Genomic DNA, 23,046 nt, shown 5'->3' on the forward strand with positions numbered 1-23,046 from the left:
ATGGCTGAGGGGACCGTAAGCACCGGAGGCGAGCCGATCGAACGGCTCGTCCAGGACCTGCTCGATACCGGGGAGATGAACCCCGAAACGGTGGCCGACCTCGAGCGGATGCGCAATGATTTCCGCGAAGGCACGCTCGATGCGGACGACCGGGATTATCTGGTCGCGCTGCACGGGCGGCTGCTCGGGGAAGGTGCGGTCCCCGCAACGCCGTTCGACGATGCGCCCGGCGAGGCCGTTCATGTTGCGGAAGCAGCGGCGGTGGCCGAAGGCTGGCGCGAGCGGGCCGAGGCCGCCGAGACGAGGCTCGAGGGCGCGCGCGAGCGCATCGCGGCGCTGCTGGCGGAAGCCCGCCACCAGGACGGGATTGAAGCCGTCGCCCGGGTCGGCGCGCTCACCGAGGCACTCGCCGCGATCGAGGGCGTTGCAGCCCCCGTCGAAGCCGAGACGCCGAGGGAGTAACCCCGGATGCAGGCGGAGATGGACGGCCGGATCGTGTTACTCCATCTTCGCCAGGCCCTCGGACGGCCCGATGGCCTCTTCATGCTGGCAGCGAACATGCTGCCCGTCGTGGGCGTCTTCACCGCAGGGTGGGACGCCTTTTCCGTTGTCGTCTTCTACTGGTGCGAGACGCTGATCGTCGCATTCTGGTCGCTGGTGCGGCTCGGGGCGGCGACCAAGGGCAATATCCTCGACAAGCTTACCCAGCCCCTCCTCGTCACGCTCCATGCGGGTGCCTTCATGTATGTGCACCTGATCCTCATCCATTCGGCGTTCGGCGGGCATCCGGGTGCGTCCTTCGGCGCGGTGCCGGGGCTCGTCTTTGCTCGGGTGATGGAGCAGGGGCTCTGGGTGCCGCTGGCCGGCCTTTTTGCCGTGCGGGGCATCCTCACGCTGTTCGAGCTCAGGACCCCGCCCGAGAGCCACCCGGTGATGGGGCTCTACGTGCGGATCGTCGTGATGCAGCTGACCGTGATTTTCGGGGGATTCTTGGCCTTCATCATCGGCACGGTTGCCGGGGTCATCCTGCTGGCGGTGGTCAAGTCCGTCGCGGACCTGCTTGCCGAACCGATCATTGCGTGGCTCCGCAAGATGGAGCCGGGCAACGCGACGCCACCCGGACCGCGTTGAGGCGGCCTTAAAGGGTTTCGGGCATGGCTTGAGGCGGATCGTTCGCCTGGAGAGAATCATGCAGAAAGACGTCGCAGACATGGTCAAGGCGATTGCCAGCATGTTCGCCTTCTTTGCCGTTGCGACGTTCCTGAGCTTGCTCGGGCTCGATCTCCTGGTCCGGAATGGGGGCGGGCTGCCGGTGATCGGCGGCCTTTCGGCGCATGGCTATGCGGAGGCACTGGGGGTTCTGACCGGGACCGGGCTTTACCGGCTCGTCGGCCCCGTGTTCCTGATGGCAAGTGCCATCGCCCTGGCGCTGCGAAGCGCCTATCTCGACCACATGCTGCAATTGATCGGCAAGGCGGCAGCGTTGCTGATCGCGGCGTCGCTCGGGCTCGTGGCGGGGCATTGGGGCGTCCTGCGGCTCATGCAGGGGCGCGACATCGCGCTCGACCCTTTCGTGCCGATCGTCATTGCCTTTGCACTGGCAACGATTGCAGGGCTCTTCTTCCGGCCCGAAAACTATCGCGCCTCCACGCCGGTGCGCGTCGTGCTGGTCGGCGCGCTCGCGCTTGCCGCGCCGATCACGCTCGCCATGCTCTGAGGCTTCATCCGCAAGGGAAAGCGGCGATGAGGGCTCTTACGGTCAGCGCATGTGCGGGAAGCTCGACCTCGCCCGGATTGGCGTCGAGATAGGTCAGAAGAGGCTCGCGCAGGGCTTCGGGCGTGCTGTCTTCGGGCAGGCAGATGAGGGCGGTCTCCCCGAAATTGGCCCGGTACTGATCGTGTACGCCGGCAAGAAAGCCCATGCATTGGCCGAAGAGATAATAGAGTTCGCCATCGGCACAGGCCTCGGCGAGAACAGCGCCGGTCCAGAGCGAAGACGCCGCGCTGGCAGGCTGGGGGAGGGCGAGAAGGCCCGCAAGAGCGAGTGGAGCGAGGATGGTCTTCATCGAAACGTCCCGAGCCGAGATCGGCCGAGACTACGGAGCGCGCGCTGTGCCCGTCCAGCCCCTCAACGGGGGAGGCTTGCCCTCAGCTGGCGCGGCGACATGCCGTATTCGGCGCGGAAGGCGCGGCTGAACTGGGCCGGGTCGGTGAAGCCGCAGCGATAGGCAATTTCTGAGATCTGCGCGGCATTGCCCGGGTCGGCGAGGGCCCGGTGCGCGGCCTCGAGCCGCTGACGCCGGATATAGGTCGCGACGCCGCCCTCGGGCGCAAAGGCGCGATAAAGGGCCGAGCGCGAGATGCCGGTGAGCGCGACGAGCTGATTGACGTCGAGGTCGGGGTCGGCGAGGCGCTGGGCGATGATGCGGCTCGCCTGAAGTGCAGCCACGGCATCGCCGCGCTCGTCTCCGGCCAAGGCCTGTCCCGACATTGCGAGACCGGCCAGAACGGTATTGACGAGGGCTTCTGCCAGCATGGGCGCGACGACGTCCGGGACGTCCCGCAGATTGCGGCGGAGCATGAGGACGTGCTCGACGATGAGGGTTGCCGCAGCGCCGTCAAGGACGAGGCCGTGCACGCCCTCGAGTGCGGGCAGGGCGCGGCGCACGATGGCGCGCGGCAGAGCGAGGGTGACGGTCTCGGACCGCGTGGAGCGCTGCCGGAAGGGCTGGCCAAACTCCCCGATCAGGACGGTGCCGGCACCGCCGGCAAACGCGCTGGCCCGCGTCTCGCCGCTATATGTGCCTGCCACCATGATGGCGATGCCGACGTGATCGATGCCGTCGCGCCGGATCAGGCTCTGGGAGCGGACGTAGTCGAGCCCGTCAATCCGGGCGTAGGTGAGCGGAATGCCTGCGAGACTGAAGGTTTCGGTGCGGGCCGAGAAGGGTGCCTCCGGCGGCATCGAATCCATTACCGGGGCGAGGCTTGGCCAGTCGCGGTTGCGCCACGCCTCGTAGCGGTCGGCGGGGCGATGGGCGTCGGTGGAAAAGAGCGTGCTCTTCAAGGCCGGGCCTCGGCGTTTGGGCGAACAGGGCGACGCGCGATCACCCTAGCGGCGCGGGATCCGCCGGACAAGGCCGCTCCGCCCGCCCATGACCTACTTTGGCCAGAGCGAGAAGAGGTAGACCCCATAACACGCCAGAAGCAGCGCGCCCTCGCGCCGCCCGACGCGCATGCCGGTCCAGGCGAAGGCGACGAACAGCACGGTCGCCGCGATCATGTAAGGATTGTCAAAGGTACGGATCTGTTCGGGCACTTCGAGCGGCGAGACGATGGCGGTGATGCCGCCAATCCCGAGGATATTGTAGATGTTGGAGCCGATGATGTTGCCGAAGGCGACATCGGACTGGCCTCGGATGGCTGCAACGATCGAGGTCACGAGCTCGGGCATCGAGGTGCCAATGGCAACGATGGTGAGCCCGATCACGGCTTCGGAAATGCCGAAATCGCGGGCGAGCGCGGTGGCGCCGTCTACGAGGAAGCGCCCGCCGAAGACGACGAGGACGAGGCCCGCTATCGCGATGAGGATGGCGATCGGCAGGCTACCGCCGGGCGCCGGGGTGAGCCCGGGATCGACACTGCGCGCCGCTTCGCCCTTGTCATAGGCCGCGCCATGATCGGGCACTGCCTGCCGCTCCTGCATGAAGGAGAAGACCACATAGCCCGCAAGCGCGAGCACGAAGGCGCCGCCGACGAGCCGGTCGATGACGAAGAACCAGCAGAGGACGGCAAAGAGTACGGCGGTTCCCAGCATCACGCCGCCATCGCGCTTCAGCGCTGCCGAAGAGACGGCAATCGGTTTCAGCAGCGCAGCCGCGCCGATGATGAGCAGGATGTTGGCGATGTTGGAGCCCACGATATTGCCGACCGCGATGGCCGGGGCACCCGCGAGGCTCGCCTGGATGGAGGTGACGAGCTCTGGGGTCGAGGTGCCGAAGCCGACGAGGGTCAGTCCGATCACAAGCGGGGAGACGCGCAGGATCGTCGCCGCCTGCACGGCGCCGCGGACGAGCAGTTCGCCACCGGCGATGAGGAGGACGAGGCCGCCGAGGATGGAGAGGAAGACGGTCATAGTGAGAAGGCTCCGGGGCGCCACCTGGCGCTGGCCTAATCTAGGGTGCACTCTGCGCTTTGCAACGGGGGAAGGCGTTGATCAACAGCGCTTAAGCTGGCTTTAACCGGGGCGGCCATAGCGTCTTGCGTACCCGCGGTTACCCGAAGGATGGGCACGTGCAGGATCCGACCCGCGCCGAAGACGCTCGTGAGCACGCGCTGCTTTTGAACGCCGCGCTCGAGAGCATTCCCTACGGCTTCTGCGTCTGGGGCAGTGATTTTCGGCTCGTGATGTGGAACAGGCATTGGCGGGAACTCTACGGGTTTCCCGAAAAAGCCGTCAGCCGCGGGGTGAGCCTTGCCGAGGTCGTCGCGCTCAGCGCCCGGCTCGGAAACCACCCGGACGTGACGCCGGAGGCCTTTCTCCACGGATATACGTCCGAACTGCTCGCCAACCGGGGCGGGGCGCGCGCCAAGAGCCGCGAGCGGCTCCTGCATGGCCGGGTGATCGAGACGGCACACGTCTATGCACCCGGGCTGGGATGGGTCGTGACCCATGAAGACGTCACCGAGGAGATCGCGGCCGACGAGATCGTCCAGGAGCGCAAGCGACGGCTCGAGGTACAGAACCTCCGCTTCGACGCTGCGGTCAACAACATCTCCCAGGGCCTCAGCATGTTCGACCGGACGGGCCGGCTCGTCATCTGCAACGGCCCCTTCGCCGCGATTTACGGATTGCCGGCCGAAATGGTTCGCCCCGGCACAGAGCTCGAGGACATCCTCGGCCATCTCTTCGCGCGCGGCATGTATGCGGAGGCAGACCAGGCCGAATACATGGCGTGGCGCCGGCAGGTGATCGCGTCGGGCAGTTTCGCCAAGACCGTGCACGAGCTCGATGGGCGCATCATCCTGATGCAGCACCATCCGATGGCCGATGGTGGCTGGGTCTCGACCCATGAGGACGTAACCGAGCAGCGCGAGAACGAGGCGCGGATCCGCTATCTGGCCCGGCACGATGCGCTCACGGGCCTGCCGAACCGGGCGCAGTTCCTCGACGCCATGGGGGAGGCCGAAAAAAGCCTAGGGCGCGGACACGGCTTCGCCGTGCTCTGCATCGACCTCGACCATTTCAAAGCGGTCAACGACACGCTCGGCCATGCCGCGGGCGACAGGGTGCTGCGGGAGGTTGCCGGAAGGCTGAGCAGCGCGGTGCGCGAGGGGGATCTGCTCGCGCGGATCGGCGGCGACGAATTCTCCCTCCTGATGCACGAAGTCGACCAGCCGGGGGATGCCGCGACCGTCGCCGAGCGCATCATAGAGGCAATGACGCCGGCGCTGCTGATCGACGGGCACCAGGCGCTGGTCGGGGCCAGCGTCGGCATTGCCATGGCGCCCGCCGACGGGGCGACGACGGACGTGCTGCTCAAGAATGCGGATCTCGCGCTCTATCGCGCCAAGATGGAGGCGCGTTCGGCCTTCCGCTTCTTCGAGCCCGAAATGGATGCGGCCATGCAGAAGCGCCGCACCATCGAGGCAGGCCTGAGGCAGGCACTCGAGCGGGACGAAATGCGGCTCGTGTTCCAGCCGCTGGTGGGGCTCGCCGAGAACCGGGTGACCTGTTTCGAAGCGCTGCTGCGCTGGGAGCTCGATGGCCAGATCATTTCACCTGCCGATTTCGTGCCGATTGCCGAAGAGACCGGGCTGATCGTCAGCATCGGGGAGTGGGTGCTGCGGCGCGCCTGCGCGGTGGCGGCAGGCTGGCCGGAGGATGTGCGGGTGGCGGTCAACCTGTCGCCGGTGCAGTTCAAGAACCGCGGCCTTTTCGACATCGTGCAGTCGGCGCTGGCGGCGTCGGGCCTGTCGCCGAGGCGCCTAGAACTCGAGATCACGGAATCGCTTCTTCTGGCCGAGAACGACCAGACGCTCGAGACCCTCCACAGATTGCGCGCGGAGGGCGTCCGGATCTCCATGGACGATTTCGGGACCGGCTATTCTTCGCTCTCCTATCTGCGCAGCTTTCCGTTCGACAAGATCAAGATCGACCGCTCCTTCATGCGCGACCTGTCCAAGACCGGGGGCGACCTCGCCATCATCAAGGCGGTGATCGGTCTCGGGCAGAGCCTTGGCATGTCGACCACGGCCGAGGGCGTCGAGACCCAGGAGCAGCTCGATGCGGTGCGCGAGCAGGGGTGCAGCGAGGTGCAGGGCTTCCTCTTCAGTCCGCCCCTGCCTGAGGGCGCGGTCGCGGCATTCCTGAGCGGGCAGGCCGATGAGGAAACGCTGCGCGCCGCGAGCTGAGGTTCCTCACAGGGTGGCGACGAGCGCCTCGAGCTGGTCTGTGCACTGGCCCCAGCCTTCGTGAAAGCCCATCTTCTCGTGCGCGTCGCGATCCTCGGCGCTCCAGTGAAGGACGCGGGCGGTGTAGCGCGTCTTGCCAGCCTCCTCCTCGAAAGTGAGGATCAGCGTCATGAAGGGCTTTTCGGAGGGCTGCCAGGCGCTCACATAGGCGTCCGTGACGACGATGCGGCGATTGGGGACCACTTCGAGATAGACCCCGAGATTGGGGAATTCATTGCCGTCCGGATCGGCCATGGTGATCCGGTTGGAGCCGCCGGGGCGCACATCGAGCTCTGCGCGCGGGGTGGTCCAGGGCTGGGGCGCGAACCACTGCACGACGAGCTCGGGATCGGTCCATGCGCGAAAGAGCTTGTCGGGGCTGGCATCGATCAGGCGGGTCAGAACGAGTTCGCGATCGCCGGCGGGGGCGGATTGGGGTTGGGTCATGGGGGTTCTCCTTGGCGGGTTCAGGTTCGACCCAAAGGACGGCCGAAGGCAAGCGGTGCCGACATGGGCCCAGGATTTTTGCGGTGCGTCGCCATGCCTCGGGAACCGGGCCGGGCGCGGCGCCTTTTCCACCGACCGGATAAGCGGAGAAGGATGGGTGATGCTGATTGCGAGCGTGGTGCTGTTCGGGGCGTTCTGCCTTCTGGCCGTAGGCGTGCTGCAGGGAGCGCTGGACGGGATCGACTTGGCGATCATGAACCTGCTGCGCAATCCGGATGCGCCCGACGCTCTTCTCGGCCCGACCTGGCTGCACGAGATGGGGCGGGATGTCACCGCGCTCGGAAGCCTCTCGGTGCTGTTCCTCGTTACGGGCACGAGTTTCGCTTACCTGCTCGTCACCGGACGGACGCGGTTGGCGGCTTTCCTTGCCGGGGCATTCGGGGGTGCGTTTCTGCTCAGCTTCGCGCTCAAAGAACTCGTGGGGCGTCCGCGGCCCGAGTTCATCTCGATCGCCGAAGTGTTCACGCCGAGCTTTCCGAGCGCGCATGCGTCGCTTTCGGCTGCAACCTTCCTGTCGGTGGGACTACTGCTGACCCGCGCCGAGCCCGGCGAGACCAAGGACCGTTACGTCATCGGCGTCGCCATCGTACTGACGTTGCTCGTCGGCCTCAGCCGGCTCTATCTCGGGCTGCATTACCCATCGGACATCCTCGCCGGATGGATGCTGGGGGCGGGCTGGGTCTGCCTCTGCTGGTGGTATGCCGAGCGCCGGGAGCACCGCGCGGAGATCGCGCTGGCCGAAGCTCGGCGCTACTGAGGGGCACCGCCTCAGATCAGGTTCAGGCGGCCTCGTCCTCGGGCTGCGCTTCGGGGGCAGGATCGCCCGGCATGACGACGAGATCGCTCATCTGCACCGCGCCCTCGTCGCCCACGACGGCCACCGCTGCGCTGGTCCCCAGATCGAAGTTCTGCTTTTCGGCCTCGCTCAGGCCCTCGCGGCGCGCGAGGCGGGCCAGCACGAAGACGATGAGAACGAGCTGGATGACGCCGTTGACCGCAAAGAGCGCGGACTGGCCGAACCCTTCCACAGCAAGCGAGGCGATCAGAGGCCCGAGCGTGGAACCCAGCCCGTTTAGGAGCAGGAGGCCGGCGGAAATCTCGACATAATCGCCCCGCTCGGCGAAGTCGAAGACGTGGGCTGTGGCGATGGCGTAGGTCGGCAGCAGACCGGCCCCGAAGAGGAAGGCGATGCCGAGCCAGGGGCCATCGATCGCGGGAATGGCGATGATGACGACGCCGACGAGGGCGCAGAGGGTGGCGAGGGCGATCAGCACTTTCCGGCGGTCCATGCGGTCCGAGATCTTGCCGGCCGGCCATTGCGCAAGCGCACCACCGAGCACGGCCGTGCTCATGAAGAGCGCCGCCGTGGTGACGCTGCCGCTCTTGGCGCTCGCAAAGATCGGTGCCAGCGACCAGAATGCGCCGGTGGCGAGCCCGATGAGGAAGACCGACACCGTGCCGGTAGGCGAGAGCCGATACATGCGGAGGGGGCGGAAACGGACATAGGTGATCGGGGGCGGCTGGCTCGAGCGAGTGAGGGCGACCGGCACGGCGGCGACCGAAACGAGAATCGAGGCGATCGAGAACAGCACGAAGGACGTGGGCTGGAAGAGCGTCACGATCATCTGGCCAAGGGTGATGACGGTGAAATTGATCGCCACATAGGTCGAGATCAGCGCGCCGCGGGTTTCATTGGTGGCCCGATCGTTGAGCCAGCTTTCGACAACGAGGTAGAGCCCCGCAAGGCAGAAGCCCGTGATGAGCCGCAGCACGACCCAGATGCTCGCATCGACGGCGAGCGGGTAGCCGAGCGCGGCCGCCGAGGCGATGGCGACGAGCGCCGCGAAGGTGCGGATGTGCCCGACCCGCGCGATCAGCCGGGGCGTGAACGCGCAGCCGAGTACGAAGCCGAGGAAATAGCCCGATCCGAGCAGGCCGATGGCGAGCGGCGAGAAGCCTTCGATCTCACCGCGGATGGGGAGCAGCATGAGCTGCAGGCCGTTGCCGGTGATCAGCAGCGCGACGCTCATCAGGAGCGCGGCGACCGAAAGAAGGGGCGACGGATTTGATGTCGATGGCTGGGCCAAAACGCGGTCCGGGTCTGCTCTGTCGAGCGAGCGACACTCGCACAAGGGCCCGATGATGAACAGGGGCAGGTGGCCGCAGGGGCTGGCCCCGTCGGACGCCTGCCCCTATAAGCCTCGCCGACCGAAGGCAGGGACGAGAGGCGGGACGACATGGCTTCGGGAGAAAACGGCACGGGACGCCGTCCCGTGATCCCATCGAGCCTCAAGGCGCTTGCGCCGGGGCTGTTCCTCGCCCTGACGGTTGCGGCGGCAGCCAATTTCGTCGCTTCGGCCTATGGCGGGCCGGTCATGCTGATGGCGCTCCTGATCGGGATCGCGCTCAATTTCACCGCAACCAGCGAAAAGACGCGGCAGGGGCTCGCCTTTGCCTCGCGCACGGTGCTGCAGGTGGGGGTGGCGCTGCTGGGGCTGCGGATATCGGTCGAGCAGGTGGTGGGGCTCGGCGCCGAAACGCTGGCGCTGGTGATCGGCGGGGTGCTGGCGAGCATCGGAGCGGGCGTTGTGCTCGCCCGGTTCAACGGCCGATCGCGGGCGTTCGGAATTCTCGCGGGCGGGGCCACCGGGATTTGCGGGGCGTCGGCGGCACTCGCCATTTCCTCGGCACTGCCGCCATCTGAGCAGCGCGAGCGGGAGACGGCGTTCGTTATCGTCGCCGTCACGACCCTGTCGACGCTGGCGATGGTGCTCAATCCGGTGCTGGCGCACGGGCTCGGGTTCGACGACCGCATGACGGGCATCTTCCTTGGCGCTACCATCCACGACGTCGCCCAGGTGGTGGGCGCGGGCTACGCCGTGTCGGATGAGGCGGGCGACACGGCGACGGTGGTGAAGCTCTTCCGGGTCGCGCTGCTGCTGCCGACGATCCTCGTCATCTCGATGGTCGTTGCACGCAGGCGACCAGAGGGTGGGCGCGCGACCCTTCCGGTGCCTCTCTTCGTCATCGCCTTCGCCGTGCTCGTGGCGTTCAACTCGGCCGGATGGGTGCCGGCGGTGGCTCAGGCGCCGCTGGGTGAGATCGCGCGATGGTGCCTCGTCATCGCGGTGGCGGCGATCGGGATCAGGACTTCGATCCCCGACATGCTGGCGATGGGGCGCTCGGCGCTTGCGGTGCCGGTGGGGGCAACCCTGCTGCTGCTGGTGCTGGTGGTCGGTGTGCTTCTGCTGGGCTAGCTGCCGGTCAGCGCGGCCTGGCAGATTTCGGCCTCATCCTCGACCGCGCGGGCTTCGGCGAGCCCTGCCACCTTGACGAGCGCGGTATAGAACTGGTCGGCCTCCGATCGGCTCAACCGCGAAAGGATCTCGTGTTCGACCGCCCCCACCGCCTTGCTCAGCTGCGCGAGGGCATCGGTGCCTTCGGCAGTGAGGTTGATGTGGCGACTGCGCCGGTCCATGGGATCGGTGCTGCGCCGGATGAGGCCGCGCTTTTCGAGCCCGTCGAGAAGGTAGGTCAGCGTGGTCTTGTCCAGCCCGAGCCGCTCGGCGATGGCGATTTGGCTCTGGCAGGTTTCCCGCTCGACCAGCGACATGACGAGAAAGGCGCGCGAGCCACCGGGCAGGTCGGCCAGAACGGCTTCGACCTGCTTTTGGTAATCTCGCAGCACTGAGGCCAGCGCCCAGCCCAGATTGACTGGGAGGGCAGGCGATGTCGATGGCCGGTCCGAACTCTTCATGCAGCCATTTTAGCTTCCGGTGCGTGCCAAGTCGAGCATGGGGGCGGAGCCCACAAGCCGCTGGGCGAGCCGCCGGCCGTTTTCCTCTGCTGCAGCGTGGGCTCGGGCGAGATTTTCGGCCGCGAGGCCGCGCAGGGACTCCATGGCGGGCGTGACGTCGGCGAGGGTCAGTTCACATTCGATCAGCTCGACCTCGAGCATCCAGACGTCCTCGAGCATGCGCCGGTACCAGGCCGTGCCGTGGTCCCAGCCATGCCGGGGCGTGCCCGGACCATAGCCGCCGCCGCGGGCAACGATGAGCTCGGCGGGGCGCCCCTTGATCGCGCCGTGGCCGCCCGGGCCGACGCGGGGATCGGTGAGGGCGAGATCCACCCAGGCTTTGAAGTGCTGCGAGACCCCGAAATTGTAGAAGGGGACGGCGAAGACATAGGCGTCCGCCTCGACCAGTTCGTCGACGAGCGTGGTTGCGAGCGCCATAGCCTCGTCCTGCCGGGGCGAGCGCTGTTCGGCCGGAGTATGGGGGCCGAAGACGGCATCGGCCCACGCGGTGGCGGGCACCGGCGTCAGCCCGATCTCGCGCCGGACGATCTCGGCATTGCCGAGACCCGACAGGAGGCTCTTCTCGAGCGTATCGGCGATGGCGCGGGTGGCCGAGCCGGTCTGCCGGATGCTGGCATCGAGGCGGAGGATGGTGGTGGTCATGGGTCGCTCGTTCATTTGGTATCAGCTGCAGATGATCTATAACATAGACGATCTATAGTCAATATCGTCTGTTGCGTCGATCGTGTGTGGCGCGGATCGCGTTCAGCCGAAAGTACCGAGAGGCCCGGCACCGCGACCGGGCAGGCGGTGGCCCCGAGGTGGGAAGGCGCAGATTTCTGGGATCAGAAGGGGTTGGCGGGCGGAACGCCCCTACGCAGCCGCGGCAGGACGTGCGGCGCGCAGCAGCCAGTCGTGCAGCGCCATGACGGCGCGGCGGCGGGCTTCGGAGGCGCTAGGCTGGATGAAATAGTGCGCCTCGTCGTCGATGCCGACGTCGCTGATGGCAATGAGCCGGCCGGATCTCAGGTCCTCGGCGATCAGGTTCTCCCGGCAGATGGCGATCCCATAGCCCTTGAGCGCAGCGTCATGGAGCATGGCCGAGCCGGAGAGGAACAGAAGACCCCTGTCGCCCGGGGTGCGCGAGGGCAGGCCTACGGTGGCGAACCAGAGGTCCCACATGCGCGAATCCTCGTCGTGGAGGAGGCGGGCCCTGGCGATGTCGGCGGGTGAGCCGATCGGATGCGCCTCAAGATAGGTGGGGGCGCAGACCGGAATGGCCCGACCCGAGAGCAGCGGGCTCGCGCCTGCGGGGATATCGCCATTGAGCGAGAAGAGGATCGAGATGTCGGGTTGGGGCGACATGTTGCGATCGGACGGGATGTCGGCGACGTGGACCGAAATGTCGGGGTTCTGCGCCATGAAGGCTTCGACCTGGCCGATCAGCCATTGAGACGTGACCAGAGGCATGGACGCGATGGTGACCGGCATGCGCTCGCGCATGGTGAGCCGGTCCATCTCGTGGCGCATGGCATTGAAGCAGTCATGGGCGACCCGCGCGAGGCTGTCGCCGGCATCGGTGAGGATGGTGCGACGCCCGTCCCGCACCACGAGATGGACGCCCGACCATTCCTCGATCATGCGGATCTGGTGGGAGACGGCGGAGTGCGAGACGTTGAGCATGCGAGCGGCGCCGGTGACCGAACCGGTACGCTGAAGCGCTTCGAGCACGAGCATGGCCCGCAAAGGGGGCAGGCGGTCGATGTGCACCATTGGTGGATCCCGCGCAAAATCGTGCTCCAACATGTGAGAAATTTAGACCGCTGGCAAGTTTATTGCGCTTTTTCAAGACGGCTTACTGGCTTAGCCTTTGGTCACAGTGCTCGCGGGCACGAGACACGAGGCCGGAGACGAAGCGATGCAGCAGGATGGCACCGGGGCGGACGGACGGGAACGCGACACGCTGAAGCTCGCCATCGCACAGATGTGCTCGAGCAATACGCACGCCGCCAATGTCGCGACGCTCGAAGCTCTGGCCGCAGAGGCGCATGCGGCGGGCGCGGATCTCCTGGCGCTTCCCGAAGCGGCCGGGCTCGTCAACAAGGACTTCGTCGCGGCCAGCCAGATCGTGCGGCCGGAGGCCGATGATCCGTTCGTTGCCGCCTGCAGGGCGCTGGCGTCGCAATACGGCATGTGGATACACACGGGCTCCACTCCGATCCGGCTCGAGGGCGAGGAGCGGTTCCGCAATCGGGGCCATCTCATCGATCCGCAGGGCAAGATCCTCGCCCATTACGACAAGATCCACCTTTTCGACGTCGACCTGCCGGGCGAGACGCCCCGGCGGGAATCGGACCGCTACGTACCGGGCGAAGAGGCCGTGTCGGTGCCCACGCCCTGGGGCGTCTTCGGGCTCTCGGTCTGCTACGACATCCGCTTTCCGCATCTTTATCGCGACTATGCGCGGGCCGGCGCCAGCGTGCTCCTCGTGCCATCGGCCTTTGCGCTGCGCACGGGCGAGGACCATTGGGAGACACTGCTGCGGGCGCGCGCCATCGAGAACGGCGCCTATGTCATCGCCGCCGCGCAGGCGGGCCATCACGATGACGGGCGGCAGACCTGGGGGCATTCGCTCGTCATCGATCCCTGGGGCAAGGTTCTGCTCGACATGGAAAAGCGTATCGGGCTCGCCGTGCTCGAACTCGACATGACCGCCGTCAACCGTGCGCGCGCCTCGATCCCGTCGCTCGCCAACGAGCGCCCCTATCACATCCGGGCCTAACCGAACGGCGCCCCGCGCCGATGCCCGCTTTCACGTAAACCCAAACAGGACAAAGCCATGACAAACCGAATACAGCGCCTGCTGTTCGTTCTCGCTGCCAGCTTCCTGCTGGCCTTCGGGATATCGGGCGCGCAGGCCCAGGAGGACGCCCGTCCACCCTTCGTCTTTGCCGTGGACGGGCTCTGGCCCACGCTCGATCCGGTGATCGGCATTTCCACGACCGGCGGGCGTGTCCACACCAACATTTTCGACACGCTGGTGCGCCGCAATTACGACGAGGATCCCGAGGGCAACACGCTCGTTCCGGGCCTCGCCGAGAGCTGGGAACGGACGTCTCCGACCGTCTGGACGCTGACGCTGCGCGAGGGCGTGCTGTTTCACAATGGTGAGGAAATGACGTCCGAGGACGTCGCGTTCTCGCTTTCGGCCGAGCGCCTCTGGGGCGAAGAGCCGATGGCGCCGCGCGGCTCCAATTTCGCCCGCGGGCTCGTGCGCGTCGAGGCGACGGGTCCCTACACGGTCGAGCTCGAGACCGAGTTTCCCGATGCCACCTTCATTGCGCGGCTGACCACCGCCATCGGCTTCGTCTTGCCCAAGGCCTATTACGAGGAAGTCGGCACGGACGCCTTTGGACAGGCCCCGATCGGGACGGGTCCATACCAGCTGACCGAATTCGACCCCTCCGAACGCGCGGTTGCCGTGGCGTTCGACGAGTATTGGGGCGAGCCCGCGCCGTTCTCGCAGGTGACCTGGCTCGTGGTACCGGAGTTCTCCACCCGGCTCGCTGGCCTTGCGTCGGGCCAGTACGATCTCATCATCAACGTGCCGATCGACCAGCAGGACGTTGTCGCCTCGACGCCGGGAGTGAAGCTCCTGGTCAACCAGGTCGGGAATTACCCGATGTTCGCGTTCAATACGCTGACCGTGGACGGGATGGATGACAATCCGCTCCAGGATGCCAATCTGCGCAAGGCGATGGTGGCCGCCATCGACATGAACGAGATCACCGAGGCGCTCTGGGACGGGCAGACCTTCACGCCGACCCCGTTCAACTTCCCCGAATATGGCGACTATTACGATGCCGAGCGGGAAGCCGCGATCGGGTATGATCGTGCGCAGGCCGAGGCCTATCTCGACGCAAGCGACTACAATGGCGAGACGCTGATCTGGCACGTGGTGCGCGGGTTCTTCGACAATTACGAGACCGCCGCCGAGTTCATGATCGAGGAGTGGCGTGACCTCGGCATCAATGTCGAGATGCGCATCCTCGACAATTTCGCCCTTGCCTATGAGCGGCCGTTCCACCTGCTCAACATGTCGATGTCGTCAGAGTTCACCGGCGATCCCTACCGGCCGCTCTGGCTCGACTGGGGCCCGTCCTCGAGCCGCGTGACCGCGTCGCATCGCACCTGGGAGCCGAGCGAAGCCTTCCTCGAGGCCGGGGAGCGGTTCGAGCGGGCCGAGGAGTTCGAAGAGCGCAACGCTGCCTACCTCGACCTCGTCGCAGCCTGGGAAGACGTGACGCCGGGCATGTATCTGTGGCGGAACCTCCAGACCTTCGCCATGCGCGAAGACCTCGACTGGACGCCCGGCAACACGCAAGTGACGGTGTTCGACGCCCGTTTCGTCGATCCCCAGAGCTGAGGGTCAGTCCATCTTGGATCCAGCGATGACCAGCGTGCTGGACATATCAAACCTCACGGTCGCCCTCCCTGAAGGGGGCGACCGGCCTTTCGCCGTTTCGGACCTGTCGCTTTCGGTTGGCGCGGGCCAGTGCGTCTGCCTCGTGGGCGAGAGCGGCTCGGGCAAATCGGTGTCCGCCCAGGCGATCCTCGGCACGCTGCCACGTGCCCTCAAGCGGAGCGGCGGCCGGATCAGCTTCCTGGGCAAGGATTTGCCGCTCGAGGACAAGGCTGCAATGCAGACGCTTCGGGGCGGGCGGATCGGCATGATCTTCCAAGAACCGTCTGCGAGCCTCGATCCGGTGATGCGGGTCGGCGCGCAGCTCGACGAACTGCTCAGCGTCCACGGGGTCGCCTCGCGCCAGGAGCGGCGCCGGCGGATCCGCGAGCTCTTCGCGGCGGTGCGCCTTCCCGATCCCGAACGGATCTATGCGGCCTATCCGCACCAATTGTCCGGCGGGCAGGCGCAGCGCATCGTGATCGCCATGGCGCTGGCGCTGGAGCCGGCGCTCCTCATCGCCGACGAACCGACCACCGCGCTCGACGTGACGACGCAGGCCGAGATTCTGAAACTGATCAAGGATCTGCAGACGCGCTCGGGCGCCGGGCTCCTGTTCATTACGCACGATCTGGGGGTCGTCGCCGATATCGCGGACCAGGTGCTCGTGATGCAGGAGGGCAAAGTGGTCGAGGAGGGGACGCGCGATGCGGTGTTTTCGCGCCCGACCCATCCCTACACGATCAAGCTCCTGAAGGCCATTCCGCGCCGGCAGGCAAGGCCCGAGCGGGAGGCCGGGCCTCTGGTGCTCGAAGCGGAGGGCATCCATCTCACCTATCGGCCTTCTGCGGGCTTCCTGAAGCGGCGCGAGATCGTCGCGGTCGAAGACGTATCGATCACGCTGCGGCGCGGGCAGGTGCACGGCATCGTAGGCGAGAGCGGCTCGGGCAAATCCTCGCTCGTGCGTTGCATATTGAAGCTCGAGACCATGGATGCGGGCCGGCTGATGATCGGCGGCGAAGATGCCGGGCAATGGCGCAAGGGCATGCCCAAGCCGATGCGCAAGCGGCTCCAGATCGTGCTGCAGGATCCCTATAGCGCGCTCGATCCGCGCCAGAAGATCGGAGACGCGATCGCCGAGGCGGCCCGGGTGCATGGCGCAAGCGGCGCGGAGGCCGCCGCCAAGGCGCGCGAACTGCTCGGCATGGTCAACCTGCCGCCCCAGGCCTATGAGCGGTTTCCGCATGAATTCTCCGGCGGCCAGCGCCAGCGCATCTGTATCGCGCGAGCGCTCGCGACCGATCCCGAAATCCTCATTGCCGACGAAGCGATCTCCGCGCTCGACGTGTCGATCCAGGCGCAGATCCTCAAACTCTTCAGGGATTTGCAGGAGCGGCTGGGGTTCGCAATGCTGTTCGTCACCCATGATCTGCGCGTGGCCTCGGCCATCTGCGACGACATCACCGTGATGTGGAAGGGGCGCGTGGTCGAACAGGGCAGGGTGGACGACGTTTTCGACCGGCCGCGGCACGACTATACCCGACAATTGCTCGATGCCATTCCCGACAAGGGGAGCTTTGCGACCTCGGGGCTCTCGCATCTCGAGGCGACGCCATGACCGGTTTGGTGCTGGGCAAGATCGTGCGGGCCATGATCACGCTTCTGATCACGGTGACGCTCGTCTTCTTTTTCATCCGCCTCTCGGGCGACCCTGCCGCAGCGCTTGCCCCGCCAGATGCGCCGCCCCAGGTGATCGAGCAGTACCGGCGCGCCATGGGCCTCGATCAGCCCCTGCCGGTACAATATTTCAACTATGTGCTGGGGCTGGTGCAGGGGGATTTCGGCTATTCGATCCACACCGGTCGGCCGGTTGAGGAAATCTTCCTTGCGCGTGTGCCCGCGACGCTGCTGCTCGGGCTAACGGCGCTCGGCATCGCGCTGGTGCTCGGGGTGACGCTGGGCACGGTCGCTGCGCTCAGCCGGGCGAGCGTGCTGGACCGGTTCGTCATGGCCTTTTCGGTCTTTGCCTTTGCCATGCCGAACTTCTTCTTCGGCATTCTGGTCATCCTCACTGGCGCGTTGGTGTTCGGGGTCTTCTTCGGAGGCACCGGCGGCATCGCCAATTTCGGACAGGTGCTGGCACCAGCGGCGACGCTCGGGCTCGCTTCGATGGGCTCGTTCGCCCGGTTCACGCGATCCTCACTGCTCGAAACGCTGAACAAGCCCTTCATGGGGGCGCTCGAAGCGCGCGGGATCCCGCCCATGCGCCGGCTGCTGCGCCACGCTGCGCCCAATGCGGCGATCCCGATCGTCACAATGCTGGGGCTCAGCCTCGGTGGCCTCGTCGCGGGCGCGGTGGTGACCGAGCAGGTCTTCAGCTGGCCTGGCGTGGGCCAATTGCTGATCCGATCCGTTCAGACGCGGGATATCGCCGTCATCCAGTTCAGCGTGATCGCGGTCTCGTTCACCATGACGCTCGCCAATCTCGTCGTCGATCTCGTCTATTTCTGGCTCGATCCCCGCATCAGGAGGAGCGGCAATGTCTGAGCGGCGCGCACCAGCAGGCGGGAGCATGCCCTGGAGCGTTCGGCTCAGCATGGGCTTCGTGGCGCTCTTCGTGCTCTTTGCGCTGTTCGGGCAATGGCTGTCGCCCTTCGATTTTCGCGAAACCTCGCTTCTCAACCGGCTCGAGCCGCCGGCGCTTTTCACCGGTGAGGACAGCCCCTATCTGCTCGGCACCGATGCGCGCGGGCGCGACCTTCTGGTCCGGCTTGCCGTCGGCGCGCAGATTTCGCTCATCGTCGCGGTGGTCGGCACGCTGATCAGCGCCGTCTTCGGCTCGCTGCTCGGGCTGATCGCCGGAGCGCGGCGGGGCTTTGCCGAGACGGCCATCATGACGGCGGTCGACGTGCAGGCGTCCCTGCCGATCATCATCGTGGCGCTGTTCGTGCTCGCCATGTTCAACAACAGCTTCATTTTGCTGCTGATCATGATCGGGTTCACCGACTGGGAGGGCTATGCGCGGCTCGTCCGGGCGGCAACGCTTTCGGCCAAGGAGCAGGGCTATGTGACCGCTCAGCGCGTGCTGGGGTCCTCTGCGGCGCGGATCTATCTGCGGCACGTCCTGCCCAATATCTTCAACATCATCCTCGTGAAATTCACCGTCAGCCTGCCGCTGACGATCCTGCTGGAAACGGCACTCAGCTTCCTCGGGCTCGGGGTGCAGCCGCCGATGACGAGCCTTGGGCAGATCATGAGCGAGGGGCGCGACCGGCTGCTCAACGCCTGGTGGCTGACGCTCTTTCCGGGGGCGATGATCTTCCTTCTTGCCCTCAGCGTGTCGCTGATCGGGGACTGGCTGCGCGACCGGCTGGACCCCACGCTGATCGAGGGGCGCCGGGCCTGATGGCTCATTTTCAAATCGGTTCGAGGTAGACGATGTATCATATGGGTTCGATGCCGGCGCAGGTGGATGCCGAGGCGCTGGCGCTTCTGGCCGAGGCCGAGACGGCGACGATCGGGCATTTCCGGCACATGGGCTTCATGCACCGCGCGATCCAGGCGCTGCGTCCCGGCCGGGTGGTGGGCACGGCGGTGACGCTGGCGCTGCCGGGGCTCGATTCGACGCTGCTGCACCATGCGCTTTCGGACGTGCGGCCCGGCGACATCCTCGTGATCGACCGGCTCGGAGACGACCGGCACGCCTGCTGGGGCGGCGGGGTAACGCGGGCCGCCAAGGCGGCCGGCGTCGTCGCGGCGATCATCGACGGCCCGTGCACGGACCCATCGGAGATCATCGAAGAGGCGTTTCCGCTCTGGTCGCGCGGGCCGGCGCCGATCACCACGCGCGTGCTCGACCTCGGCGGCGGCATGAACGTTCCGGTCTCATGCGGGGGTGCGGTGGTGCTGCCGGGCGATGCGATCCTCGCCGACGAGAGCGGGGTCATCGTCCTGCGGCCCGAGGAGGTGCGCGCGACCGCCGAGGAGGCGATCCGCCGCCAGGAGCGCGGCAAGATCCGGCAGGCCGAGATCGCCTCGGGCCGGCTCAAAATCGGCGATGCTTCGGGCGCCCGCGCCAAGGTCGAGGCGGCGCTCGCTGCGGGGCGCTGAGGCGGGGATCAACGAAGGCGTCGGAGGGGCGAACCTGCATTCTCCTCCGGCATGGCTCTGATGCACGGGGCGCCTTGCTCGCCTCTTGCCCCCTCGCCAAGCGTGGGTATAGTGCGGGCCGAAAGCGAGGACGGCCTCCCCCGGTGCGGGCAAGTCAGTCGGGACGACCCGGCGCCATATGGGGTTTTCCATGCGCACCGTTCGCGATCGTATCCGCCACGCCCTCAGCTTCGAGATCATCGGCCTCATGCTGGTGACCCCGCTTGGGGCCATCGCCTTCCACATGCCCATGCATCACATCGGCGTCGTCAGCCTTGTCGGGGCGACGATCGCGACGGCGTGGAACTATGTCTACAACTGGCTTTTCGATCACGCCATGGTGCGGATCGCAGGCACCGTCCGCAAGACTGTTGCGGTGCGCGTCCTGCATGCGGTGCTGTTCGAGCTCGGCCTGCTTGCCGTGCTGCTGCCCTTCATCGCGTGGTATCTGGGGATCTCGCTGATCGATGCGCTGATCATGGATATCGCCTTCGCGCTTTTCTACATGGTCTACGCCTTCGTCTTCAACTGGGGCTATGACCGGGTATTTCCGCTGCCTGTCGAAGAGCCGGCTTCGGCATTGGGGATGGAAAGTGCGGTGCGGGCGGATTAGACTTCTCCCATGAGCGAACTCGTCCTCACCACGTTCGACTGGGTGCCGCCGCCACCGCGTGGCCTTGTCCGCGATTTGCGCATCCGCTGGGCGCTCGAGGAGGCAGGGCTCCCCTATCGTGTGGCGAGCGTGCCCTTTTCCGACCGCGGTGAGGGGCACCTTCGGCACCAGCCCTTCGGCCAAATTCCCTGGCTCGAAGATGGCGACCTCTCCATCTTCGAGAGCGGCGCCATCCTGCTGCACCTCGGCGAGCGCAGCGAAAAGCTCATGCCGCGCGATCCGCCAGGCCGGGCCAAGGCCATTGAATGGGTCTTTGCCGCACTCAACTCGGTCGAAATGGCGAGCCTCACCTGGGGGCTCTACAAGTTCAGCGGCGATGATGAAGACACGCCTGCCTTCGCCCGCATCGACCAGTTCCTCACTCTTCGTCTCACGCGCCTCGAGCCGGTGCTGGCAGAGGGGCAATGGCTTGCGGGGCCGTTCAGCGTTGCGGACATCCTGATGGCAGACGTCCTGCGGCTGGTCGACCGCTTCGACGGGCTGGCCCGCTATCCGGCCGTCTCGGCCTACCTCGCCCGCGCCACTGCCCGCCCAGCCTTCGGCAAGGCGCTGGCGGACCAGCTCGCCCATTTCGCGGCGGGGGATCGGGCAAGGAATTGAATGGTGGGCCCACCAGGACTCGAACCTGGAACCAGACCGTTATGAGCGGTCGGCTCTAACCATTGAGCTATAGGCCCTCGGGGCCTGCATTAGCCAATCGCGGCGGCGGCGTCATCGAAAAAGTGCGCGCGGGCCGGCCGGGAGGGTCCGACCGACCCGCGCATCCGTTTCCTCAATGGGCAACCAGCACCGGGACGGGCGCTTCGTTGAGCAGGGTGCGGGTGACGCCCCCAAGGACCCACTGGCGGAAGCGCGAATGGCCATAGGCGCCGCTGACGATGAGCTGTGCGCCTGAGCGGCCGGCTTCGTTGAGGAGCGCCGCGCCGGCGTCCGCCCATCCGTCGAGGTTGCGTACCTCCACATTGACGCCGTAGCGGGCGAGATGACGGGCGATATCCGCTGCCGGCTCGCGACGTTCCGCTTCGCTCGAATGTTCACTCGCGGTGCAAAGGACGACGTTTTCGGCGCGGGTGAGGAAGGGCATCGCTTCGGCGAGGGCGCGGGTCGATTCGCGGCTGTCGTTCCATCCCACGAGGATGGTCCGGTATTGCCCCTGCGGCGTCGTACGGGGGACGAAGAGACAGGCACGCCCGGCATTGAACAGAACGGTCTCGGCCAGCTCCGCTGCATCGGGCGCATCCGGATGATGGATGGGGGCGATGTAGAGGTCCGCCGCGCGGGCCTCGCTCGAGACGACGCGTCCGGCCGCGGGAGAGTAGAGTTCGATCAGCCGATGTTCGGCCGGGACGGACAGGCGATCGAGCCGGCGCTTCAGAGTGTCCCGGAGCGTCCGGGCCTCGGCGCGGGCCTCCTCCACGATATCCTGCACGAGCCCCGCACTGACCGGATAGCCCATGCCCTGCAGCTCGGGCAGGATATTGACCTGCAGCGCCAGGATGCTGGCGCCGAACTGGCTCGCAATGGGTTCGGCATGGGCGAGCAGCGTCTCGTCATCCTGCGAACCGTCGAGCCGCACTACGATATCCTTGGGCATTGATCCCTCCTCGATCGCGCGCCCTCTGCGCGCCATGTCCCGGTATCGGGCTTCCAGGGGCGCGATGCCTTGACCTGCATCAAGCCGCGCCGTGCGCTCGGAAACCAAATCGCCCGAGCGACTTGCGGGCCAAACCACAATCGCCCATGGTGGACCATTGTCAGAAAGGACCGACTTCGGCCGGGTCCGCAGATGCGGAGCATGCCATGTCCGAAAAACGCAGGGACGTGCACAATTCAGACGTGCCGATCCTCTGTCGCAGCTGCGAGGCGCGGCACAAGGGGATGTGCGGCGTGCTGGAGCCCGAGGAACTCGTCGCCCTCGCGCGGCGCACGCACAAGACGAGGCACGAGCCGGGCGCCGAGCTCATCGGTGAAAGCACCGAAATCCGCAGCTACGCCAACGTCATGCGGGGGGTGGTCAAGCTCACCAAGGGGCTGGAGGACGGCAGGCAGCAGGTCGTCGGGCTGCAATTCGCGCCGGACTTTCTCGGGCGCCTGTTCGGGGACGAAAGCCAGACCACGGCGCTAGCGGCGTCCGATGTCGATCTCTGCGTCGTCCCGCGCGGTGCGCTCGAGCAGCTCATCGCCGAGAACCCGGCGCTCGAGCACCGGCTGATGCAGCAGACGCTGCGCGAGCTCGACGAAGCGCGCGACTGGATGGTGACGCTCGGACGAAAGACCGCGCAGGAGAAGGTGGCGAGTTTCCTCCATCTGATTGCCCTGCATGCCGATCCCCACCGACCCGACGGCGCGCTCGGGGCAGTTTTCGACCTGCCACTGAGCCGGGCAGACATTGCCGATTTTCTTGGGCTCACCATCGAAACGGTGTCCCGGCAGATGACGAAGCTGCGCCAGGCAGGCGTGATCACCATCACCGCCAATCGCCATGTCGAGGTGCCCAATCTGCGGCGTCTGGCCGACATGTGCGGCTGATCAGGCCGAGCGCAGCACCCCACTCGCCGGCGCATGCCGCATCAGCGCGGCCAGGGGCAGGAGCGCCTGGCGCTCGAAGGCGACGTGGCGGCGGATGCCTTCGAAGAAGCCGCGCAGCATGAAGCCTGCCGCATCGGGGGCGGGGCTCGGCCGGCCCTCGCCATAGGCGCGCAGCATGTCCTGGATCTCCTCGGCATAGCAAAGATCGCTCTGGTGCTCGAAGCGCAGGCGCTCGAGGGTTTCGGCCATTTCAGGCTCGAGGCTCTGCCAGCCGGCAAGCACGGGAAAAGCGAGCGTCTCCTCCACCGTCTGGATGCGGTAGAGCGCAGGGCCGAGCGCACGGGCGAGGACGAGGCATTCCTGCCGGTCGATCCCGTCGGGCAACCGGTCTGCGATGCGCTCGAGCTGGTCACAAAGCGCGAGCAGGAGGCGGTGATTGTTCCTGATACGCGTCAGTTCGCTTTCAGCCATGGGCAT

Annotated in this window: 25 protein-coding genes and 1 tRNA gene; 15 read left to right on the forward strand and 11 right to left on the reverse strand. The window is 66.6% G+C overall.

What is annotated here, in order from left to right:
• The 3 genes from EMQ25_RS03515 to EMQ25_RS03525 are packed head-to-tail and all read left to right on the forward strand — an operon-like array spanning nucleotide 1 to nucleotide 1,717.
• Nucleotides 1–462, forward strand: a complete 462-nt coding sequence (locus EMQ25_RS03515) for a hypothetical protein (protein WP_127187153.1) — start codon at nucleotides 1–3, stop codon at nucleotides 460–462.
• A 6-nt stretch (nucleotides 463–468) separates the two neighbouring features.
• On the forward strand, nucleotides 469–1,131 hold the full coding sequence (locus EMQ25_RS03520) for a DUF6498-containing protein (RefSeq protein WP_127187154.1): 663 nt from the start codon (nucleotides 469–471) through the stop codon (nucleotides 1,129–1,131).
• Nucleotides 1,132–1,189: 58 nt separating this feature from the next.
• Entirely contained in the window at nucleotides 1,190–1,717 is a 528-nt protein-coding gene (locus EMQ25_RS03525) for a hypothetical protein (protein ID WP_127187155.1), read from the forward strand.
• 4 nt (nucleotides 1,718–1,721) lie between these two features.
• Here EMQ25_RS03525 and EMQ25_RS03530 read toward each other — a convergent pair whose 3' ends face one another.
• The 3 genes from EMQ25_RS03530 to EMQ25_RS03540 all read right to left on the reverse strand — a co-directional run bounded on the left by EMQ25_RS03530 (nucleotide 1,722) and on the right by EMQ25_RS03540 (nucleotide 4,135).
• A complete protein-coding gene (locus EMQ25_RS03530; RefSeq protein ID WP_127187156.1) occupies nucleotides 1,722–2,066 on the reverse strand; it encodes a Rap1a/Tai family immunity protein in 345 nt (114 codons plus the stop codon).
• A gap of 62 nt (nucleotides 2,067–2,128) precedes the next feature.
• Nucleotides 2,129–3,067 (reverse strand): helix-turn-helix domain-containing protein, encoded by a 939-nt coding sequence (locus tag EMQ25_RS03535; protein WP_127187157.1) that lies wholly within the window; start codon nucleotides 3,065–3,067, stop codon nucleotides 2,129–2,131.
• Nucleotides 3,068–3,160: 93 nt separating this feature from the next.
• On the reverse strand, nucleotides 3,161–4,135 hold the full coding sequence (locus EMQ25_RS03540; protein ID WP_127187158.1) for a calcium/sodium antiporter: 975 nt from the start codon (nucleotides 4,133–4,135) through the stop codon (nucleotides 3,161–3,163).
• 158 nt (nucleotides 4,136–4,293) lie between these two features.
• On the opposite strand from EMQ25_RS03540, the gene EMQ25_RS03545 reads away from it, so the two are divergent.
• Nucleotides 4,294–6,414, forward strand: coding sequence for a putative bifunctional diguanylate cyclase/phosphodiesterase (locus EMQ25_RS03545; RefSeq protein WP_158625940.1), 2,121 nt, complete (start codon nucleotides 4,294–4,296; stop codon nucleotides 6,412–6,414).
• Between the two features lie 6 nt (nucleotides 6,415–6,420).
• Here the strand turns inward: EMQ25_RS03545 and EMQ25_RS03550 are convergent, their stop codons facing one another.
• Nucleotides 6,421–6,900 (reverse strand): SRPBCC family protein, encoded by a 480-nt coding sequence (locus EMQ25_RS03550; RefSeq protein ID WP_127187160.1) that lies wholly within the window; start codon nucleotides 6,898–6,900, stop codon nucleotides 6,421–6,423.
• A gap of 160 nt (nucleotides 6,901–7,060) precedes the next feature.
• Here EMQ25_RS03550 and EMQ25_RS03555 point away from each other — a divergent pair, with 160 nt between their 5' ends.
• Complete coding sequence (locus EMQ25_RS03555; protein ID WP_158625941.1) at nucleotides 7,061–7,717, forward strand: phosphatase PAP2 family protein; 657 nt, start codon at nucleotides 7,061–7,063, stop codon at nucleotides 7,715–7,717.
• Nucleotides 7,718–7,739: 22 nt separating this feature from the next.
• On the opposite strand, the gene EMQ25_RS03560 is transcribed toward EMQ25_RS03555, so the two are convergent.
• Nucleotides 7,740–9,047, reverse strand: coding sequence for an MFS transporter (locus EMQ25_RS03560; protein WP_127187162.1), 1,308 nt, complete (start codon nucleotides 9,045–9,047; stop codon nucleotides 7,740–7,742).
• Nucleotides 9,048–9,197: 150 nt separating this feature from the next.
• On the opposite strand from EMQ25_RS03560, the gene EMQ25_RS03565 reads away from it, so the two are divergent.
• A complete protein-coding gene (locus EMQ25_RS03565) occupies nucleotides 9,198–10,217 on the forward strand; it encodes a YeiH family protein (protein WP_127187163.1) in 1,020 nt (339 codons plus the stop codon).
• Here the strand turns inward: EMQ25_RS03565 and EMQ25_RS03570 are convergent.
• The 3 genes from EMQ25_RS03570 to EMQ25_RS03580 all read right to left on the reverse strand — a co-directional run bounded on the left by EMQ25_RS03570 (nucleotide 10,214) and on the right by EMQ25_RS03580 (nucleotide 12,529).
• On the reverse strand, nucleotides 10,214–10,717 hold the full coding sequence (locus EMQ25_RS03570) for a MarR family winged helix-turn-helix transcriptional regulator (RefSeq protein ID WP_127187164.1): 504 nt from the start codon (nucleotides 10,715–10,717) through the stop codon (nucleotides 10,214–10,216). The genes EMQ25_RS03565 and EMQ25_RS03570 overlap by 4 nt on opposite strands.
• Before the next feature lie 9 nt (nucleotides 10,718–10,726).
• The gene (locus EMQ25_RS03575) at nucleotides 10,727–11,419 is read right to left on the reverse strand and encodes an FMN-dependent NADH-azoreductase (protein ID WP_127187165.1); all 693 of its coding nucleotides are present in this window, start codon (nucleotides 11,417–11,419) and stop codon (nucleotides 10,727–10,729) included.
• Between the two features lie 210 nt (nucleotides 11,420–11,629).
• Complete coding sequence (locus EMQ25_RS03580) at nucleotides 11,630–12,529, reverse strand: LysR family transcriptional regulator (RefSeq protein WP_158625942.1); 900 nt, start codon at nucleotides 12,527–12,529, stop codon at nucleotides 11,630–11,632.
• Between the two features lie 145 nt (nucleotides 12,530–12,674).
• On the opposite strand from EMQ25_RS03580, the gene EMQ25_RS03585 reads away from it, so the two are divergent.
• The 8 genes from EMQ25_RS03585 to EMQ25_RS03620 all read left to right on the forward strand — a co-directional run bounded on the left by EMQ25_RS03585 (nucleotide 12,675) and on the right by EMQ25_RS03620 (nucleotide 20,640).
• The gene (locus EMQ25_RS03585; protein ID WP_192895619.1) at nucleotides 12,675–13,538 is read left to right on the forward strand and encodes a carbon-nitrogen hydrolase family protein; all 864 of its coding nucleotides are present in this window, start codon (nucleotides 12,675–12,677) and stop codon (nucleotides 13,536–13,538) included.
• A 57-nt stretch (nucleotides 13,539–13,595) separates the two neighbouring features.
• Nucleotides 13,596–15,182, forward strand: coding sequence for an ABC transporter substrate-binding protein (locus EMQ25_RS03590; RefSeq protein ID WP_127187167.1), 1,587 nt, complete (start codon nucleotides 13,596–13,598; stop codon nucleotides 15,180–15,182).
• Nucleotides 15,183–15,207: 25 nt separating this feature from the next.
• The gene (locus tag EMQ25_RS03595) at nucleotides 15,208–16,836 is read left to right on the forward strand and encodes a dipeptide ABC transporter ATP-binding protein (protein WP_127187168.1); all 1,629 of its coding nucleotides are present in this window, start codon (nucleotides 15,208–15,210) and stop codon (nucleotides 16,834–16,836) included.
• Complete coding sequence (locus EMQ25_RS03600) at nucleotides 16,833–17,765, forward strand: ABC transporter permease (RefSeq protein WP_127187169.1); 933 nt, start codon at nucleotides 16,833–16,835, stop codon at nucleotides 17,763–17,765. The genes EMQ25_RS03595 and EMQ25_RS03600 overlap by 4 nt, the downstream gene beginning before the upstream one ends.
• 25 nt (nucleotides 17,766–17,790) lie before the next feature.
• Nucleotides 17,791–18,624 (forward strand): ABC transporter permease, encoded by an 834-nt coding sequence (locus EMQ25_RS03605; RefSeq protein ID WP_204569840.1) that lies wholly within the window; start codon nucleotides 17,791–17,793, stop codon nucleotides 18,622–18,624.
• Between the two features lie 32 nt (nucleotides 18,625–18,656).
• Nucleotides 18,657–19,328 carry an RraA family protein gene (locus tag EMQ25_RS03610; RefSeq protein ID WP_127187171.1) on the forward strand — a complete coding sequence of 224 codons (672 nt, stop codon included), beginning with the start codon at nucleotides 18,657–18,659 and terminating at the stop codon, nucleotides 19,326–19,328.
• A gap of 190 nt (nucleotides 19,329–19,518) precedes the next feature.
• Nucleotides 19,519–19,980, forward strand: coding sequence for a PACE efflux transporter (locus EMQ25_RS03615; protein ID WP_127187172.1), 462 nt, complete (start codon nucleotides 19,519–19,521; stop codon nucleotides 19,978–19,980).
• Nucleotides 19,981–19,989: 9 nt separating this feature from the next.
• Entirely contained in the window at nucleotides 19,990–20,640 is a 651-nt protein-coding gene (locus tag EMQ25_RS03620; RefSeq protein WP_127187173.1) for a glutathione S-transferase family protein, read from the forward strand.
• 1 nt (nucleotide 20,641) lies between these two features.
• Here the strand turns inward: EMQ25_RS03620 and EMQ25_RS03625 are convergent.
• Together EMQ25_RS03625 and EMQ25_RS03630 are read right to left on the reverse strand one after the other, a co-directional pair.
• Nucleotides 20,642–20,717 (reverse strand) — tRNA-Ile (locus EMQ25_RS03625).
• Nucleotides 20,718–20,812: 95 nt separating this feature from the next.
• Nucleotides 20,813–21,634, reverse strand: coding sequence for a universal stress protein (locus EMQ25_RS03630; RefSeq protein WP_158625943.1), 822 nt, complete (start codon nucleotides 21,632–21,634; stop codon nucleotides 20,813–20,815).
• A 206-nt stretch (nucleotides 21,635–21,840) separates the two neighbouring features.
• Between EMQ25_RS03630 and EMQ25_RS03635 the strand changes: the two genes are divergently transcribed.
• Complete coding sequence (locus tag EMQ25_RS03635; RefSeq protein ID WP_127187175.1) at nucleotides 21,841–22,569, forward strand: Crp/Fnr family transcriptional regulator; 729 nt, start codon at nucleotides 21,841–21,843, stop codon at nucleotides 22,567–22,569.
• Here EMQ25_RS03635 and EMQ25_RS03640 read toward each other — a convergent pair whose 3' ends face one another.
• Nucleotides 22,570–23,046: a hemerythrin domain-containing protein gene (locus tag EMQ25_RS03640; protein WP_158625944.1), complete on the reverse strand. Its 477-nt coding sequence runs from the start codon at nucleotides 23,044–23,046 to the stop codon at nucleotides 22,570–22,572.

The sequence above is a fragment of the Arsenicitalea aurantiaca genome, assembly GCF_003994485.1.
Taxonomy (GTDB): domain Bacteria; phylum Pseudomonadota; class Alphaproteobacteria; order Rhizobiales; family Devosiaceae; genus Arsenicitalea; species Arsenicitalea aurantiaca.

Excerpts from the sequence above, each read along its gene's own strand:
- EMQ25_RS03630 (WP_158625943.1), bottom strand. The coding sequence starts at position 21,634 with ATGCCCAAGGATATCGTAGTGCGGCTCGACGGTTCGCAGGATGACGAG.
- EMQ25_RS03620 (WP_127187173.1), top strand. The coding sequence starts at position 19,990 with ATGAGCGAACTCGTCCTCACCACGTTCGACTGGGTGCCGCCGCCACCG.
- EMQ25_RS03635 (WP_127187175.1), top strand. The coding sequence starts at position 21,841 with ATGTCCGAAAAACGCAGGGACGTGCACAATTCAGACGTGCCGATCCTC.
- EMQ25_RS03515 (WP_127187153.1), top strand. The coding sequence starts at position 1 with ATGGCTGAGGGGACCGTAAGCACCGGAGGCGAGCCGATCGAACGGCTC.
- EMQ25_RS03640 (WP_158625944.1), bottom strand. The coding sequence starts at position 23,046 with ATGCCCATGGCTGAAAGCGAACTGACGCGTATCAGGAACAATCACCGC.
- EMQ25_RS03530 (WP_127187156.1), bottom strand. The coding sequence starts at position 2,066 with ATGAAGACCATCCTCGCTCCACTCGCTCTTGCGGGCCTTCTCGCCCTC.
- EMQ25_RS03605 (WP_204569840.1), top strand. The coding sequence starts at position 17,791 with ATGCCCTGGAGCGTTCGGCTCAGCATGGGCTTCGTGGCGCTCTTCGTG.
- EMQ25_RS03525 (WP_127187155.1), top strand. The coding sequence starts at position 1,190 with ATGCAGAAAGACGTCGCAGACATGGTCAAGGCGATTGCCAGCATGTTC.
- EMQ25_RS03575 (WP_127187165.1), bottom strand. The coding sequence starts at position 11,419 with ATGACCACCACCATCCTCCGCCTCGATGCCAGCATCCGGCAGACCGGC.
- EMQ25_RS03600 (WP_127187169.1), top strand. The coding sequence starts at position 16,833 with ATGACCGGTTTGGTGCTGGGCAAGATCGTGCGGGCCATGATCACGCTT.
- EMQ25_RS03520 (WP_127187154.1), top strand. The coding sequence starts at position 469 with ATGCAGGCGGAGATGGACGGCCGGATCGTGTTACTCCATCTTCGCCAG.
- EMQ25_RS03550 (WP_127187160.1), bottom strand. The coding sequence starts at position 6,900 with ATGACCCAACCCCAATCCGCCCCCGCCGGCGATCGCGAACTCGTTCTG.
- EMQ25_RS03615 (WP_127187172.1), top strand. The coding sequence starts at position 19,519 with ATGCGCACCGTTCGCGATCGTATCCGCCACGCCCTCAGCTTCGAGATC.
- EMQ25_RS03565 (WP_127187163.1), top strand. The coding sequence starts at position 9,198 with ATGGCTTCGGGAGAAAACGGCACGGGACGCCGTCCCGTGATCCCATCG.
- EMQ25_RS03585 (WP_192895619.1), top strand. The coding sequence starts at position 12,675 with ATGCAGCAGGATGGCACCGGGGCGGACGGACGGGAACGCGACACGCTG.
- EMQ25_RS03555 (WP_158625941.1), top strand. The coding sequence starts at position 7,061 with ATGCTGATTGCGAGCGTGGTGCTGTTCGGGGCGTTCTGCCTTCTGGCC.
- EMQ25_RS03540 (WP_127187158.1), bottom strand. The coding sequence starts at position 4,135 with ATGACCGTCTTCCTCTCCATCCTCGGCGGCCTCGTCCTCCTCATCGCC.
- EMQ25_RS03580 (WP_158625942.1), bottom strand. The coding sequence starts at position 12,529 with ATGGTGCACATCGACCGCCTGCCCCCTTTGCGGGCCATGCTCGTGCTC.
- EMQ25_RS03570 (WP_127187164.1), bottom strand. The coding sequence starts at position 10,717 with ATGAAGAGTTCGGACCGGCCATCGACATCGCCTGCCCTCCCAGTCAAT.
- EMQ25_RS03590 (WP_127187167.1), top strand. The coding sequence starts at position 13,596 with ATGACAAACCGAATACAGCGCCTGCTGTTCGTTCTCGCTGCCAGCTTC.
- EMQ25_RS03610 (WP_127187171.1), top strand. The coding sequence starts at position 18,657 with ATGTATCATATGGGTTCGATGCCGGCGCAGGTGGATGCCGAGGCGCTG.
- EMQ25_RS03595 (WP_127187168.1), top strand. The coding sequence starts at position 15,208 with ATGACCAGCGTGCTGGACATATCAAACCTCACGGTCGCCCTCCCTGAA.